This window comes from Aeromonas sp. QDB34 (assembly GCF_027705405.1).
GTDB classification, from domain to species: Bacteria; Pseudomonadota; Gammaproteobacteria; order Enterobacterales; family Aeromonadaceae; genus Aeromonas; species Aeromonas hydrophila.
Map to the genome: position 1 here is coordinate 48,836 of NZ_JAPDBT010000008.1, position 14,589 is coordinate 63,424.

The 14,589-nt window shown below is 64.8% G+C and carries 13 protein-coding genes; 4 read left to right on the forward strand and 9 right to left on the reverse strand.

Annotated elements, in window-relative coordinates:
• Positions 1-107 precede the first annotated feature (107 nt).
• On the forward strand, positions 108-1,541 hold the full coding sequence (locus OKC29_RS12605) for a DUF2867 domain-containing protein (RefSeq protein ID WP_162275794.1): 1,434 nt from the start codon (positions 108-110) through the stop codon (positions 1,539-1,541).
• Between the two features lie 181 nt (positions 1,542-1,722).
• Complete coding sequence (locus OKC29_RS12610) at positions 1,723-2,979, forward strand: malic enzyme-like NAD(P)-binding protein (RefSeq protein WP_073352176.1); 1,257 nt, start codon at positions 1,723-1,725, stop codon at positions 2,977-2,979.
• Between the two features lie 76 nt (positions 2,980-3,055).
• On the opposite strand, the gene OKC29_RS12615 is transcribed toward OKC29_RS12610, so the two are convergent.
• The 4 genes from OKC29_RS12615 to trmA all read right to left on the reverse strand — a co-directional run bounded on the left by OKC29_RS12615 (position 3,056) and on the right by trmA (position 6,728).
• The gene (locus OKC29_RS12615) at positions 3,056-3,238 is read right to left on the reverse strand and encodes a hypothetical protein (RefSeq protein WP_010635722.1); all 183 of its coding nucleotides are present in this window, start codon (positions 3,236-3,238) and stop codon (positions 3,056-3,058) included.
• A gap of 54 nt (positions 3,239-3,292) precedes the next feature.
• Positions 3,293-4,618 (reverse strand): two-component system sensor histidine kinase RstB, encoded by a 1,326-nt coding sequence (gene rstB / locus OKC29_RS12620; RefSeq protein ID WP_073352175.1) that lies wholly within the window; start codon positions 4,616-4,618, stop codon positions 3,293-3,295.
• A 116-nt stretch (positions 4,619-4,734) separates the two neighbouring features.
• Entirely contained in the window at positions 4,735-5,445 is a 711-nt protein-coding gene (gene rstA, locus OKC29_RS12625; RefSeq protein ID WP_162275793.1) for a two-component system response regulator RstA, read from the reverse strand.
• Between the two features lie 149 nt (positions 5,446-5,594).
• Positions 5,595-6,728 (reverse strand): tRNA (uridine(54)-C5)-methyltransferase TrmA, encoded by a 1,134-nt coding sequence (gene trmA, locus OKC29_RS12630; protein WP_073352171.1) that lies wholly within the window; start codon positions 6,726-6,728, stop codon positions 5,595-5,597.
• A gap of 170 nt (positions 6,729-6,898) precedes the next feature.
• Between trmA and OKC29_RS12635 the strand changes: the two genes are divergently transcribed.
• Both OKC29_RS12635 and OKC29_RS12640 read left to right on the forward strand, forming a co-directional pair.
• Positions 6,899-8,041, forward strand: a complete 1,143-nt coding sequence (locus tag OKC29_RS12635; protein WP_045525903.1) for a DUF5610 domain-containing protein — start codon at positions 6,899-6,901, stop codon at positions 8,039-8,041.
• Positions 8,042-8,128: 87 nt separating this feature from the next.
• On the forward strand, positions 8,129-8,662 hold the full coding sequence (locus tag OKC29_RS12640) for an ATP--cob(I)alamin adenosyltransferase (RefSeq protein WP_029304963.1): 534 nt from the start codon (positions 8,129-8,131) through the stop codon (positions 8,660-8,662).
• A gap of 111 nt (positions 8,663-8,773) precedes the next feature.
• Here OKC29_RS12640 and malZ read toward each other — a convergent pair whose 3' ends face one another.
• The 5 genes from malZ to OKC29_RS12665 all read right to left on the reverse strand — a co-directional run bounded on the left by malZ (position 8,774) and on the right by OKC29_RS12665 (position 14,561).
• Positions 8,774-10,603 (reverse strand): maltodextrin glucosidase, encoded by a 1,830-nt coding sequence (malZ, locus tag OKC29_RS12645; RefSeq protein ID WP_045788795.1) that lies wholly within the window; start codon positions 10,601-10,603, stop codon positions 8,774-8,776.
• A 5-nt stretch (positions 10,604-10,608) separates the two neighbouring features.
• Positions 10,609-11,457 carry an HDOD domain-containing protein gene (locus OKC29_RS12650; RefSeq protein ID WP_017409738.1) on the reverse strand — a complete coding sequence of 283 codons (849 nt, stop codon included), beginning with the start codon at positions 11,455-11,457 and terminating at the stop codon, positions 10,609-10,611.
• Between the two features lie 70 nt (positions 11,458-11,527).
• A complete protein-coding gene (locus OKC29_RS12655; RefSeq protein ID WP_016352339.1) occupies positions 11,528-11,947 on the reverse strand; it encodes an META domain-containing protein in 420 nt (139 codons plus the stop codon).
• Between the two features lie 153 nt (positions 11,948-12,100).
• Entirely contained in the window at positions 12,101-13,480 is a 1,380-nt protein-coding gene (gene yegD / locus OKC29_RS12660; protein ID WP_029304961.1) for a molecular chaperone, read from the reverse strand.
• Between the two features lie 91 nt (positions 13,481-13,571).
• Positions 13,572-14,561 carry a 2-hydroxyacid dehydrogenase gene (locus OKC29_RS12665; RefSeq protein ID WP_011707803.1) on the reverse strand — a complete coding sequence of 330 codons (990 nt, stop codon included), beginning with the start codon at positions 14,559-14,561 and terminating at the stop codon, positions 13,572-13,574.
• Positions 14,562-14,589: the final 28 nt, after the last annotated feature.

A 14,589-nucleotide genomic window follows, 5' to 3' on the forward strand; every position in this document is an offset into this window, starting at 1 on the left:
TTCTGTAACGGCCCGCTTTGCCCTATGGTGGGACTCTCCTTTCTCCCTTCGCGGGAACAGGGGCGAAGATGCGGGGCGGTAACATGGGCAAGACAGGGAGTGTGCAGATGCGTGATTGTCTGGTGATGGGGGCGGCGGGCTACATAGGTTCTTACCTGGTGCCCCATCTGCAAGAACTGGGTTATCGGGTGATTGCCGGGGCGCGGCGCCCCTGCCGTCTGCCGCCCGGGGTGGAGTTTCGCCTTGCCGACAGCCTCAAGCCGATCACATTGCTGCCCGCCCTGGCCGGCATCGATACCGTCTTCTATCTGGTGCACGCCATGGGGGCGGGGGCCGACTTCCATCGGCTGGAGCAGCAGGGCGTGAAGAACTTCGCGGCCGCCGCTCGCGCCGCCGGGGTGCGTCGCATCATCTATCTGGGCGCCATCCAGCCGGAGCAGTGCAACAGCCGCCACCTCAACTCCCGCCGTTATTGCGGCGAGCTGTTTCGGGGCGCCGGCGTGCCGACGGTGGAGCTGCGCGCCGGCATCATAGTGGGGCCCGGCTCAGCGGCCTTCGAGGTGATGCGGGATCTGGTGTTCAACCTGCCGATGATGGTGACGCCCAAGTGGGTGCGCTCGCGTACGCCGCCCATTGCGCTCTCCAACCTGCTGCACTATCTGGGCGGACTGGTGGAGGCCGACGGGGTGGACGGCCAGATCTTCAACGCCGCCGGTCCCGAGCTGCTCAGCTATCAGCAGCAGTTGCAGAAGTTCGCCGCCCACATCGGCAAGCGCTGCCCCATCATCCCGCTGCCGTTTCTCAGCCCGCGCCTCTCCGCCTGGTGGCTGCAGTTTGTCACCTCGGTGCCGCAGCCGGTGGCCAAGGCGCTGGTGGGCGGCCTCAAGCACGACATCCCGGCCGACGACGGCCCGCTGCGGGCCCTGCTGCCGCAAACCCTGCTCAGCTTTGACGAGGCGCTGGCCGAGAGCCTCTCTCTGGAGCAGCGGCTGGGCGCAGAGCAGCAGGGGGAAGAGACCCCGCTCGGCCTGCGCTGGCGCCATCCCGAGTACGGTTTCTATGACCGCACCGCCAGCGGCGATGCCATCTGTCTCGCATCGCCCGAGGTGGTGTGGCAGGTGCTGCAGCAGTTGGGGGGCGAGCAGCGCTACTTCTACATGAACCAGCTGTGGGTGGTGCGCGAATGGATGGATCACCTGATCGGCGGCCCGGCGCTGACTCGCGGTCGCACCAATCCGGATCGCTTCGTGAAGGGGGACATGCTGGACTCCTGGCAGATCCTCGGGGTGGACGAGGGGCGCAGGCTGGATCTGCTGTTCAACATGCGGGCCCCCGGCGTGGGCCGGCTGGAGTTCAACATACTGCCGGAAGAGTCGGGGCTGACCCGGCTCAAGGTGACGGCCCACTGGCATCCGCAGGGGGCCTGGGGGCTGGCCTACTGGCTCGCCATGCTGCCGTTCCACCTCTTCATCTTCCAGGGCATGACGGAGGCGATCGCCAGACAGGCGGAGGCGAAAGCCGGCATTCCGGTGATGGGGTGAAACCATATCTATAACTAAATGGGTATTCTAGGTTGGCATGACATGCTAATTACTGGCTTGTCAGTGGCTGGATGACGATACTTTCCTCTGTGAAAGCCCGATGGTTTTCTTTATGATCCCCAGCCCTCGCCCGTGGGCGAGCCAATGCACCACTCAATTCACTACCGTATCGGGGTCCCCCATGTCCGATCAGCGTCACGATCTTCGTCAACAAGCACTCGATTACCACGCCCAGCCCGTGCCGGGCAAAATCGCCATCGCCCTCACCAAGCCGGCCGAGACCGCCCGTGATCTGGCGCTGGCCTACAGCCCGGGCGTTGCCGAGCCGGTGCGCGAGATCGCCGCCAACCCGGCCGATGCCTACCGTTATACCGGCAAGGGCAACCTGGTGGCCGTCATCTCCAACGGCACCGCTATTCTGGGGCTGGGCAATCTGGGGCCGCTGGCCTCCAAGCCGGTGATGGAGGGCAAGGCCCTGCTGTTCAAGCGCTTTGCCGGCATCGACGCCATCGACATCGAAGTGAAGCACGAGACCAGCGCGCAGTTCATCGACACCGTTGCCGCCATCGCTGACACCTTCGGCGGCATCAACCTGGAAGACATCAAGGCCCCCGAGTGCTTCGAGATCGAGCAGGCGCTGATCGAGCGCTGCGACATCCCGGTGTTCCACGATGATCAGCATGGTACCGCCATCGTCACCGCCGCCGGCCTGCTCAACGCGCTGGAAGTGCAGGGCAAGCAGATTGGCGACAGCCGCATCGTCTGCATGGGCGCCGGGGCTGCCGCCACCGCCTGCATGGAGCTGCTGATCAAGTGTGGTGCCAAGCCCCACAACATCTTCATGCTGGATCGTCAGGGCGTCATCCACAGCGGTCGCACCGATCTCAACCAGTACAAGCAGCGCTTCGCCAACGACACCCCCCTGCGCACCCTGATGGAGGTGATCGACGGGGCGGACGTGTTCGTCGGTGTCTCCGGCCCGGACGTGCTGCCCGCCGAAGCGGTGGCGCTGATGGCGCCCAACCCGGTGATCTTCGCCTGCTCCAACCCGGATCCCGAGATCAAGCCGGCGCTGGCTCACGCAGTGCGCGGTGACCTCATCATGGGCACAGGTCGCTCCGACTATCCGAACCAGATCAACAACGTGCTCTGCTTCCCCTTCATCTTCCGTGGCGCCCTCGACGCCCGTGCCAGCCGCATCAACGATGCCATGAAGATCGCCGCGGTCGAGGCGATCCGTGGTCTGGCCAAAGAGCCGGTACCGGCCGAGGTGCTGACCGCCGCCGGCGTCAGCGAGCTGGCCTTCGGCAAGGACTACGTCATTCCCAAGCCGATGGATGCCCGTCTGCTGCCGCGCGTCGCCCGCGCCGTGGCACTGGCGGCGGTGGAGTCCGGGGTGGCCCGCGTCGCCCTGCCGGCGGACTACATGCTGGGCTGAGCCAAGGCAAGCGCGCAGAAAACAGAAGGGGCCCCATGTCGGGGCCCCTTTTCATTACGGGAAGCTTGTTGGTCGATTACTTGGTCTTGGGAGCAACCTTGACGGCCGGCGCCTTGGCGTGGGCAGCCTTGTGGTGTTTTTTCACGACCTTGGTCTGGGTAGCCTGGGGAGCGGCAGCCTTGGTCGGGGTGGCAGCCATGGTGAAGCCGGAGGTCAGGGCGAAGACAGCAGCCAGGCTCAGGGGGATCAGCTTGTTCATATTCCAGTTCCTCATTCGGGTTGATGACATGGAGCGTTTCTCCATGACTCCATCCTAGGGCTGTTCGACCTGCGGTTCAGTGAGTGACTGGTGACGGTTTGTATCCAAATGTACAGGCAGCATCAGGCAGAAACGGGCACCGCTGCTGCTTGGCAGCAGCTGTACCTCGCCGCCGTGGTGGCGGGCGATGCTGCGCACGATGGCCAGCCCCAGCCCGGCGCCGCCGGTGCGTCGGTCGCGGCTCTGATCCAGCCGCACGAAGGGCTCGAAGATCTGCGGCGCCAGCGCCGGATCGATGCCGGCGCCGTCGTCGGCTACCTCCAGCAGATAGTGATCCTGCTGACGCGCCATGCTGAGGGTGACCCGGCCGGCGGCGTGGCGCAGGGCGTTGCCGATGAGGTTCTCCAGCGCCCGATCCAGCAGGCGAGTATCGCCGCGCCAGGGCAGGGCCATGGCCGGGCGCACGAAGTCGAGCCGCTTGTCCGGCCGCAGCGCCTGCCAGTCGGCGAGGCGGCTGCCGGCCCAACTGCCGAGCTCCAGCTCGCTGCACTGCAGCGGCAGCTCGGGGCGATCGAGTCTGGCGTAGGTGAGCATCTCCTCGATGAGGGCGTCCAGCGCGCCGAGATCCCGCTCCAGCCCCTGCTGCTCGTCGGCCGAGGGCGCCGGATCCAGCATGGCGAGCCGGTAGCGCAGCCGCACCAGCGGGGTGCGCAGCTCGTGGGCGATGGCGTCGGTCAGCTGCTTGCGGCTGGCCAGCATGGCCTGCAGCTGCTCGGTCATCTGGTCGAAGGTGCGGCCGACCCGGCCCAGGCTGCTGCCGGGCGGCAAACGGGTGCGGCAGGAGAGATCGCCGTCACCGACCCGGCGGGCGGTCTGTTCGAGCTGCTGCAGGCCGCGCCAGTGCGGGCGCAGCCAGAGCAGGATCGGCAGCCCCAGCGAGAGACCGATGACCAGCAGCAGCCCCACATCGACCCAGTGCAGTTCGTGCAAGTAGGAGAGGTAGGGGACGGGGCCGACGATCAGCACCTGATCGGTGCCCGGAATGCGCTGCAGGAAGGTGTCATCCTCCTCGACGATGACGATGTTGCCGGCCTCCAGAAAGGCCTGATCCTCGTTGGCCAGCGGCTGGTTGGCGAGGGCGCCGATCTGCAGCGGCAGGGTGAGCTGGCGGCTCTGCTCCGCCATGCGGGCGGGCCAGTGTTCCGGCGGCAAGCGGGCCAGCTCGCCGGTGAGCAGGCCGAGGGAGCCCTGCATCATCCGCTCCAGATAGCGATCTCCCGCCCGCTCGGCGGTGACCTGATAGACCATGCCGACCAGCAGGATGGCCAGGGTGAAACAGCCTATCAGCAGCAGATAGAACTGGATGAACAGGCGGCGCATGGGGCTCTCCTCTTGCCTGGATTGCGTCTGGGCATTGCCTTGTTGCCCCCTCATCCCCAACCCTTCTCCCGCAAGGGGAGAAGGGAGCAGAGAGCATCAAGGTCATTCGGCGGGGCTTATTCCCAGGCGTGGGGCACCAGCAGATAACCTTTCTGGCGCACTGTCTTGATGCGGGTCGGGTTGCTGGTATCGTCCCCCAGCTTGCGACGCAGGCGGGAGATGGCCACGTCCATGCTGCGATCCTGGCCGTCGTAGTCGCGACCGCGCAGGCTGCGAAACAGCGCCTCCCGCCCCAGGATCTGGCCGGCGTGGCAGGCCAGCTCCCACAGGAGATCGAAATCGGCGGTGGAGAGCGGAATGCTGTCGCCGTCGAGGCGCACGTCCCGGCCCGGGCCGTCGATCTGCAGCCGGCCGAACTGCAGGCGCTGGGGCGGTGTGCTGGCGACCACGGGCTGCGGGGCCTGTTGTCCCTGCTGGCGGAACTGGACCCGCAGCCGGGCCAGCAGCACGGGGGGCGGCGTGGTTTTGAGGATGTAGTCGTTGGCGCCCAGCTCCAGGCTCAGGATCTGGTTCATGTCGCTGTCCAGCGAGGTGAGCATGACGATGGGGCCGGCAAAGCGCGGGCGCAGATCCCGGCACAGGGAGAGACCATCCTGACCCGGCAGCATGATGTCGAGCAGCACCAGGTCCGGCTGCTCGGCCAGGACCCTGGCCAGCGCCAGCTCGCCCCTCGGCTCCAGCAGCACTTCCATGTCGTGGCGGGCCAGCCAGCTGCTGATGAGCTGGCCTATCTCGGGATCATCTTCAACAAAAAGAATGCGTTGCATGGTGGCATGACACCCAGACTGTGGCGCGGATGCGCGTGCCGCCAGCATAGCGGCTCCGGCCGCCCCATGCACAGGGTTAAATAATCAAACAGGGCCCGCGGGCCCTGTCTTGTTTTGCTGGTCGAGCGGGGAGCTGTACCCCGGCGGCATCAGCCTGTCTTGCGCTTGAGATAGACGCCAGCTTCCATATGGTGAGTCCAGGGGAACTGATCGAACAGGGCGAAGCGGGCGATCTCGTGGGTTTCGCCGAGCACCGCCATGTTGGCCTGCAGGGTCTCGGGGTTGCAGGAGATGTAGAGGATGTTGTCGTAATCCTGCACCAGTTTGACGGTGGCGTCGTCGAGGCCGGCCCGGGGCGGGTCGACGAAGATGGTGTTGCACTGGTAGGCGCCCAGATCCACGCCCTTGAGGCGGTTGAACTCCCGCTCGCCGCGCATCGCCATGGTGAACTCCTCGGCCGACATGCGCAGGATGATCAGGTTGTCGACGCCGTTGGCGGCGATGTTGAACTGGGCGGAGTCCACGCTCGGCTTGGCGATCTCGGTGGCCAGCACCTTGCGGAAGTTCTGCGCCAGGGCGATGGAGAAGTTGCCGTTGCCGCAGTAGAGCTCCAGCAGGTCGCCCTCGCTCCCCTTGGTCACGTCCAGCGCCCAGCCCAGCATCTGTTCGTTGATGGCGGCGTTGGGCTGGGTGAAGCTGTTCTCCACCTGCTTGTAGACCAGCTCGCGGCCCTGCACATTCAACCGTTCGATGACGAACTCCTCCCCCAGGCAGATCTTCTGCTTGTGGGCACGGCCAATCAGCTGCAGCTCGAATCCCTTGGCCCGCAGGTCGGCCTGCAGCGCTTCGGCAGCCTGCTGCCACTCGCTCTCCAGCTTGCGATGGTAGAGCAGGCTGACGCAGATCTGGCCGGACTGGGTGGAGAGGTAGTCGATCTGGAACAGCTTGCGGCGCAGCACGGGGTGCGGGCGCAGCCCTTCCAGCAGCACCGGCATCAGCTGGTTGATGAGACGGCTGGCGGTGGGGAACTGGTCAACCCGGATGATCTCCTTGGTGGCTGGCGCATACATGCAGTGGTACAGGTCGTCACCGTCGTGCCAGATGCGAAACTCGGCGCGCATCCGGTAGTGTTCGGCGGGGGAGGCGTGCACTTCCAGCGCAGGCAGGGTGAAGTCGGCAAACAACCCGCAGAGGCGCTCGCGCTTCTCGTCGAGCTGGGCCTGGTAGTCGGCCGGGGTTCGAAGGGGCGCCGGGTCGGCGGAAACCTGCTGGGATTGGGTCATGATTTACCTCACATGCACACCGGTCTGGCCGGGTCGAAATCGGGGGAAGCCTGCAGCCACCCAAAGGGGCCCGATTTTAAAAGGCCGCCGCAGATTGTCCAGTATTTTGTGGTCAAGAAGTGTGCAGTCAGGCCGATAGCTGATCTACAGGCATGGTGGGAGGACACATTATGCAGATCGACGGAGTGGGCGCGGCCCAACCCAAGGGAGTGGGTGTTGCTCCCAAATCGCCCCAGCAGGCGGACTCGAAACCGGTAAACAACGAGGACGAAGTCTCGTTGCACAAGGCGCCGAAATGGGCGCAGGTGCTGGTGCAGCAGGCGCTGCAGTTCGCGCTGGAGATCAATGGCCAGGGCTACAAGGCGCCCAAGGCGCAGGATCAGCCGGAGGCGGTGACCCCGGATACCCTGTTCGACTTTCAGTCGGTGGCCGACAACGTACTGCAGTTCGTCACCGGTCGGCTGGGGGCTGCCCGGGCCGACGGCAAGTCGGACGACAGCCTGACCGGCATGATGGAACAGGCCCGCAAGGGGGTGGACAAGGGCTTTGGCGACGCCAGGAAGCAGCTCGGCGACTGGGCGGACAACTCCGACATCAAGACCGGCATGGATCAGAGCTACAAGCTGATCCAGGAGGGGCTCGATCAGTTCGAGAAGGAGTTCTTCGGCAAGGTCTCCACCACCGACATGGGCCAGGCCGAAATGGCCAGCCGTCAGCAGGGCTCGCTGGAGATCCAGACCAAGGATGGCGACAAGGTGGTGCTGCGCTTCAACGACAGCTGGCAGACCAAGTCCCAGAAGGATGACAGCGGCAGCCAGTTCAGCCTCAAGTCGAGCCAGAGCTTCAGCTTCTCGCTGGAGGGCAACCTGAGCAGCGAGGAGATGGACTCCATCGGCAAGCTGGTCAAGGGGATCGACGATCTGGCCGGCAACTTCTTCTCCGGCAATTTCGACGACCTGCTGAAGAAGGCGGGCGAGCTGAAGCTGGATGACAGCCAGCTGGCCTCCTATTCGCTCAAGCTCAAGCAGAGCCTCAAGCTGAGCCAGACCTATCAGGGGGCGCACTCCCTGCAGGAGATGCTCAAGCCGCTGGCCGACTACCTGCCCAAGCTGGATCAGGTGCAGCAGCAGGCGGATGCCCTGCTGCCTGCATCCCAGCAGCAGGCGCTGACGCCGGCGGTGCTGGCGGCCCGTGGCCAGAGCGATCCGGCCCAGGTGGGCAGCTTCACCAGCTTCAACCAGCGGATGCTGGATGCGCTGCGGATGATCGGCCAGTTCCAGCCGGCGACGGATGCCAGCAGCAAGAGCGTCTGAACCGTTTCGAATCGAGGACCATGACCGGCCGTTTGCCAGCTCCTGCGGGGGCTGGCAAACTGGCCTTTTTCCCGATCCGGCCAGCCCATGAACCCGAAAAAGCCCAGAGACAAGCGCGAGCTTTGCTACCCCTTCATCTTCGAGACCCAGTTCCAGTGTGACTACGAGATCGCCACCGATGAGCTCTGCTGCCAGGTGGGCGCCGTGTTGTCACACCTAGCACCGGATGCCGAGATTGCGCCCATGCAGGCGGATCTCGCGGCGCTGCAGCGGCTTATCTACAACCTCAATGGCTCGGTGCGCGGCAGGCTCGGCATCTTCGAGGAGGATCTGGCGTGGCTGAAGGGGCGTTACGATCACTACAACGAGGCGAGCCGCGGCCGGGTCACCGGTTTCGTGCTGCCGCAAGGGCCGCAGCCGATCCCGACCCTGCACCTGTGCCGCTGCGGCAGCAAGAAGGTGGTGCGGCTGCTGGTGCGGCTGGAAGAGAGCGGGGTGCGCTTCGACCCCATCCTCTATCGTTTCGCCAACCTGCTGGCCAACTTCTTCTTCGTGCTGACCGTCTACCTCAAGCAGCTGTGGCAGGTGGACGAGGTGCCCTACGTCAGCATCAACTACTGATGCTCAGCCCGACTTGCTGGCGGTCTGCACAAGGCCACCGTAGGCCAGCTGTGGCGCATAAAAAAACCGGAGCCTGTGGCTCCGGTTTTTTTATTGGCGAGATAACGTCACTCAGCTGGAAAGCAGCACTCTGGCCGAGTTGGCGGGGATGGTGAGCTGTATCTCACCCTGCACCACTTCGAACTTGTCGCCGTTGAAGGCATCGGTGAAGCGGCTGGCCGGGCTCGCGGTCTGCCACAGGGGCAGGCTGATGGTGCGTGGCTCGCTGGGATGACGGTTGCAGGCTACCACCACCTGATCGCTTTGCAGGGTGCGGGCAAACACATAGCTGTGCGGGCCGGCATAGAGGGTCTGGATATCGCCGCGACGCAGTGCCGGACGCTGCCGGCGGATCTGGATCAACCGGCGGTAATGGTCGTGCAGCACGTGATCCCAGGCGGTGGTCTCCCACGGGAAGCAGCGACGGCAGTCCGGATCGTTGCCGCCAGAGAGCCCCACTTCATCGCCGTAGTAGATGGACGGCACCCCGATGTAGGTGAGCAGCAGGGTGGCCGCGAGCCGCATCCGTTGCTTGTCCTCCCCCAGCAGGTGGAGGAAGCGCGCGGTGTCGTGGCTGTCCAGCAGGTTGAACTGGGCCAGCTGGTTCTTGAACGGGATATGGGCCCGCGCCAGCTTGAGCCAGCGATCCAGCTCTTCGGCGCTGATCTTGATGGGGTGGTAGGCGATGTCCTGACCCGCCAGGAAAGCGCGGATCGGGTGGGCGAAGCCGTAGTAGTTCATGGCGCCGTCTTCCTGATCCCCCTGCAGCCACTGGCTCGCCTCGAAGAAGTGCTCGCCCAGCACGTAGGCGTCCGGGTTCTCCTGCTTCACCGCGCCGCGAATGGCACGTACGTGGCCGCGGTTGCCCTCGGCGGTGCCACGCTCCCCCAGCATGTGGATGACGTCGAAGCGCCAGCCATCGATCTGGTAGGGGGCACGCATCCAGTAGCGCAGGATGGCGTCGTCGGCGCGGTAGACGGCGTCCTGCACCTGTTCGCTGGAGAAGTCGAGCTTGGGCAGGCTGCGGATGCCCTTCCAGCTGACATAATCCCCTTCGTTGTCAAAGGTGTAGAAGCTGCGCCACGGTGAGTCCGGGTTGCTCTGGGCACCCAGTGGGGGGCAGAACCAGGGGTGCTCGGTCGAGGTGTGGTTGACCACCGCATCCAGGATGATCTTCATGCCGCGCTGGTGCAGGTTGCGGGTCAGCTCGGCAAACTGGGCGTTGGTACCCAGATGCGCATCCACCTTGAAGTAGTCCTGGGTGTCGTACTTGTGGTTGCTCGGCGAATCGAAGATGGGGTTGAGATAGAGCGCCGTCACCCCGAGAGATTGCAGGTAGTGCAGCTTGGCGTCGATGCCCGCCAGGTCGCCACCGTAGAATTCGCAGGCGCCGTGGCCCTCTTCGTGGCGGCTGACCGGCTCGCCCCACGCCTTGCTGATCACCGCCTTGCCACGGTACTCGTACTCGTGATGTTTGACGCTGAGCGACGGATCGCCGTTGCAGAAGCGATCGGGGAAGATCTGGTAGAACACCTGGTCCTGCACCCAGGCCGGTGGCTGGTGCAGGCTGTTGAAGCGAAAATGCTGCTCGCGCGGCGGCATGGCGGCGCTGACGCCGGCCCCGTGCAGCCACCACTGCTCCTCATCGGTCAGACACTTGAAACAGTAGAGGTGAATGTCCTGCCCTTTGATGAGCGGCAGGGTCGCCTGCCATACCTGCAGCCGGTCACGGGTGGAGACCGCCGTCATCGGGATCAGGTACTCCTCGTTGTCCGGCTCGTGGCGCAGCCACACCTCACGGATCGGGGCATCCAGCTCGCTGAACAGGGTCAGTTGCAGGGCATCGGCGCTCTCTTTGAACCAGGGCGCCACCTGGGGATGAAACAGAAATGGATGGGTCATGATGCTTATTGAGTCAGAAGATCGGCGAGGGCATTGCCCTGTTCATGCAAGGTTTCGAGCTGGCCGGCGAGCGACTTGGGATCCAGCCCCAGCTGGTCGGCCAGTGGCTTGGGGAAGCGGGCGATGATGGCTTGGGCCGGCACTCCCGCGTTCCAGGCGAAGGAGATGAAGACCGCCAGGCGGATCAACACCGCCTCCTTGCTGACCGGGTCGTGGGAGAGGGGATCCAGCTGCTGGGAGATGGCATCGACGAAGGCCTCGGAGAGATTCCAGCGCCGTGCCAGCTCGGCGCCGAGCTGGGCATAGTCGTAGCCCAGCATCTCGCGCTGGGCCTCGACCCGGCTGCTCCCCTTCTGGATCGCCAGACTGATGAGCTCCGCCTCTTCCGGCAGGGTGCTCTGGATCAGCAGTTCGCCGATGTTGTGAATGAGGGCGCAGGTGAAGGCGGTCTCGGGGTCGAGCACCTTGGCCTCCTGGGCCAGGGTCTTGGCGATGGTGGCGACCTGGAAGGTCTCGGTCCAGAACTTGTTCTTGTCGAAGCTGGGAGGCGCCTTGAAGCTGCCGATGATGCCGGAGGCGACCACCACGGAGCGCAGCCGGTTGAAACCGAGGCGGATCACCGCCTGTTCGATGGAAGTGACTTCGTTGCCACGGCGCAGGGCGGCCGAGTTGGCCATTCGCAGCACCTTGACGCTGATCACCTGGTCCATGGCGATCTTGGCCGCAATCTCGTCGATGCGGGCATTTTCATCGCTGAAGCTCTGCATCAACTCATGCAGCAGTTGCGGGATAGTGGGGAGTTGTTTGATCTTGTCAAACAGACGGTCCATCGACATGGCTGAGGCAGCCTCCATTGCGAGCACTGCCTCATATTGTGCCACAGGCGGGGCACATGTTCCTGTTTGTGATGCCGGTTTGTGAGCCCTAGAGCACCCAGTCGCGCAGGGTGTATTCCAAACGATGCCGTTTGCCCTGCAGGATCAGGGTCTGGGTGGTGCCGTCCAGGGTGGCCCCTTCGGTGAGGGTGGTCAGCACCGCCTGCTCCACGGCATCGAGCGGGGCCAGACAGGCCATCTCGGTGCTGCCCAGACTGGTCACCCAGAACTTGTTCCCCTCGAGGTGGCCCTGCCCGAAGTAGCGGTTGCAACCGGCGATGCCGTTGACGGTGAAGTGCTCACCTATCTCGAAATCGGGTGGGTTGTCTCGCGGCGCGGCAACGGGCTGGCCATCCAGCTTGTCGAGCACCCAATGGTGGTGCTGCAGGTCTTGCGAGGCGAAGCGGGGAGTACTGCTGCAGGCGCTGAGCAGAAGCAGGGCGAGCAGCAGTAGCAAGAATCTGGGCATGAAAGGGCTCCGGTAGTGGGAGTGACAAGCATACCCTCTGTGCGCGCCCTCAGGCAGGGCGAGGGGGAGTGCCCCCGACTGCTTCTGTCGCCCTGTGGGTGGGGCCTGTGTCGTTAAATGGCAACACAGCCCCCATGCCTGGCTGCAGTTGGGTCAGATCGGGGTGGGCTGACCGCTGCCAAATAGCCGCTCGGCGTAACGGGCTAGGCCGGAGGCGACCGAGCCGAAGTCATCACCCCCTTCCAGCGGCACCTGGGGCAGCTTCTGGCGGATGAAGGCCTGGATCAGCGGGGAGCGTGCGCTGCCGCCGGTGATGAAGACCCGATCCGGTTGCACGCCGGCGGCGGCGATGGCTTCATCCATCAGCTCGCCAATTTTCTCCAGCAGCAGGGCAGAGGCATTGGCCAGCTGTTCGCGGGTCAGCTCCGCCGCCAGCCCTTTTTCCAGCTCGCTCAGCGATTGGTGATTGGACTCCTGCGTCGAGAGGGCGATCTTGCCCTGCTCGGCACGCCACACCAGCTGGTGGCTCAGCTTGTGGGCGCGCAGACTGGCGAGGCGGCCCAGCTTGCTGCCGGGCTGGCTGTCGAGTTGCAGATCCTGCAGCTGGCGGGCGGTCTCCAGGCTGTAGAAGCGGCTCTGGGCGCTGACGTCGTTGATGGCGGCGGCGTCCCAGAACAGCGGGTGGGGCAGCGGCTTGCCGGTCTTGAGGGTCTCGTGCATGCCGAGCAGCGGCATCATGCCCTCCACCGTCAGCCGGATGTCGAAGTCGTTGCCACCGATGCGCTGGCCGCTGTGGCCGAGCAGATCGCCGTCGCGATCGAGCCGGTCGCGGTGGCTCGGGCCCATCCGCAGCACCGAACAGTCGGTGGTGCCGCCGCCGATGTCCACCACCAGCACCACCGCATCCTCGGTCAGGCGGGCCTCGAATTCGAAGCCGGCCGCCACCGGCTCATAGAGAAACTCCACCTGCTCGAACCCGGCGAGCCGTGCCGCCTCGCTCAGGATGGCGATGGCCTGACGGTTGCTCTCTTCCCCCGCCAGCCCCTGGAAGTTGACCGGGCGGCCGACCACGGCCCGGCGGATCGGCGCACCGAGCTGCTGCTCCGCCTCGCGCCGCACGTGCAGCATCATGGCGCAGACGATGTCTTCGAACAGGGCGATCTGCGGTGCCTTGAGGCCATAGGCACCGAGGAAGGATTTCGGCGACTTGAGGTAGTAGCCGTCGTCCGGCTCTTCCAGATAACGCTCCAGCGCCGCGGCGCCAAAGCTGAGCTCGTCGATCAGCCCCTCTTCGCGCATCTGGCGGCGTACCGCCTGGGCCCGGGTCACCACAGGGCCGCGCAGCTTGAGGTACTCGCTCTGCTGGGCGGGTGCCAGCCCTTCGGCCAGCAGGCCGGCAATGGCATCCCGGTGGGGCGCATGCAGGGTGGAGGGAAGGTAGTGGGCACCGCTCAGGTTCAGCAGCCTGGGGCTGCCTTGTTCCATCACGGCGACGGCACAATTGGAGGTACCGTAATCAAATCCGATAAACATGGGCAGCCAGACTCCTGAGCAAAAAAGGGCTGGTAGCCTACCCGAAGGCGCCGGGTCTCACAACCCGGCGCCTCGCTTATTGCGCGGTGGTTTACTCCACCTCGTTGTCGCAGCGACCCTGGCTGTCGATGGCGCGGATGTTGCTGAGGGTGGTGTCGGCGATGGCGTGCAGCGCCTCACGGGTCAGGAAGGCCTGGTGACCGGTGAACAGCACGTTGTGGCAGGCCGACAAGCGGCGGAACACGTCATCGGTGATCACCTCGTTGGACTTGTCGGCGAAGAAGAGATCCTCCTCTTCCTCGTAGACGTCCAGCCCCAGCGCGCCGATACGGGCGGTCTTGAGCGCCTCGATGGCGGCGTTGGAGTCGAGCAGGCCGCCCCGGCTGGTGTTGATGATCATCACCCCGTCCTTCATCTTGGCGAACGCCTCCTTGTTCAGCAGGTGGTAGTTCTCCTTGAACAGCGGGCAGTGCAGGCTGATGACGTCGGACTGGCGGAACAGGGTATCGAGATCCACGTACTCGGCACCGAGATCGATGGCCGCCTGGTTCGGATAGGGATCGCTCACCAGCAGGCGCATGCCAAAGCCCTTGAGGATGCGCAGGGTGGCGATGCCGATCTTGCCGGTGCCGATGATGCCGGCGGTGCGACCGTGCATGTTGAAGCCGACCAGCCCCTCCAGCGAGAAGTTGGCGTCACGGGTGCGCTGATAGGCTTTGTGGATGCGACGGTTGAGAGTCATCATCAGGCCCACCGCGTGCTCGGCGACCGCTTCCGGGGAGTAGGCGGGCACTCGCACCACCTTCAGGCCCAGCTCCTTGGCGGCGGCCAGATCCACGTTGTTGTAGCCGGCGCAGCGCAGGGCGATCACCCTGGTGCCATTGGTGGCCAGCTCGGTCAGTACCTCGCGGTCGGCATCGTCGTTGACGAACAGGCACACCACGGGGAAGCCGTGGGCCAGCCGGGCGGTCTTGGCCTCCAGCCGCACGTCGAAGAACTCCAGTTCATAACCGTACTGGCTGTTGGCCTGATTGAAGTGCTCTTTGTCGTAGCTCTTGGTACTGAAAACGGCGACTCTCATGGTGCGCTCTCCGCAGATAATGATGTAG

Excerpts from the sequence above, each read along its gene's own strand:
- OKC29_RS12650 (WP_017409738.1), bottom strand. The coding sequence starts at position 11,457 with ATGGAGGCTGCCTCAGCCATGTCGATGGACCGTCTGTTTGACAAGATC.
- OKC29_RS12640 (WP_029304963.1), top strand. The coding sequence starts at position 8,129 with ATGAACCCGAAAAAGCCCAGAGACAAGCGCGAGCTTTGCTACCCCTTC.
- OKC29_RS12655 (WP_016352339.1), bottom strand. The coding sequence starts at position 11,947 with ATGCCCAGATTCTTGCTACTGCTGCTCGCCCTGCTTCTGCTCAGCGCC.
- malZ (WP_045788795.1), bottom strand. The coding sequence starts at position 10,603 with ATGACCCATCCATTTCTGTTTCATCCCCAGGTGGCGCCCTGGTTCAAA.
- OKC29_RS12605 (WP_162275794.1), top strand. The coding sequence starts at position 108 with ATGCGTGATTGTCTGGTGATGGGGGCGGCGGGCTACATAGGTTCTTAC.
- OKC29_RS12665 (WP_011707803.1), bottom strand. The coding sequence starts at position 14,561 with ATGAGAGTCGCCGTTTTCAGTACCAAGAGCTACGACAAAGAGCACTTC.
- trmA (WP_073352171.1), bottom strand. The coding sequence starts at position 6,728 with ATGACCCAATCCCAGCAGGTTTCCGCCGACCCGGCGCCCCTTCGAACC.
- OKC29_RS12635 (WP_045525903.1), top strand. The coding sequence starts at position 6,899 with ATGCAGATCGACGGAGTGGGCGCGGCCCAACCCAAGGGAGTGGGTGTT.
- OKC29_RS12610 (WP_073352176.1), top strand. The coding sequence starts at position 1,723 with ATGTCCGATCAGCGTCACGATCTTCGTCAACAAGCACTCGATTACCAC.
- rstA (WP_162275793.1), bottom strand. The coding sequence starts at position 5,445 with ATGCAACGCATTCTTTTTGTTGAAGATGATCCCGAGATAGGCCAGCTC.
- rstB (WP_073352175.1), bottom strand. The coding sequence starts at position 4,618 with ATGCGCCGCCTGTTCATCCAGTTCTATCTGCTGCTGATAGGCTGTTTC.
- OKC29_RS12615 (WP_010635722.1), bottom strand. The coding sequence starts at position 3,238 with ATGAACAAGCTGATCCCCCTGAGCCTGGCTGCTGTCTTCGCCCTGACC.
- yegD (WP_029304961.1), bottom strand. The coding sequence starts at position 13,480 with ATGTTTATCGGATTTGATTACGGTACCTCCAATTGTGCCGTCGCCGTG.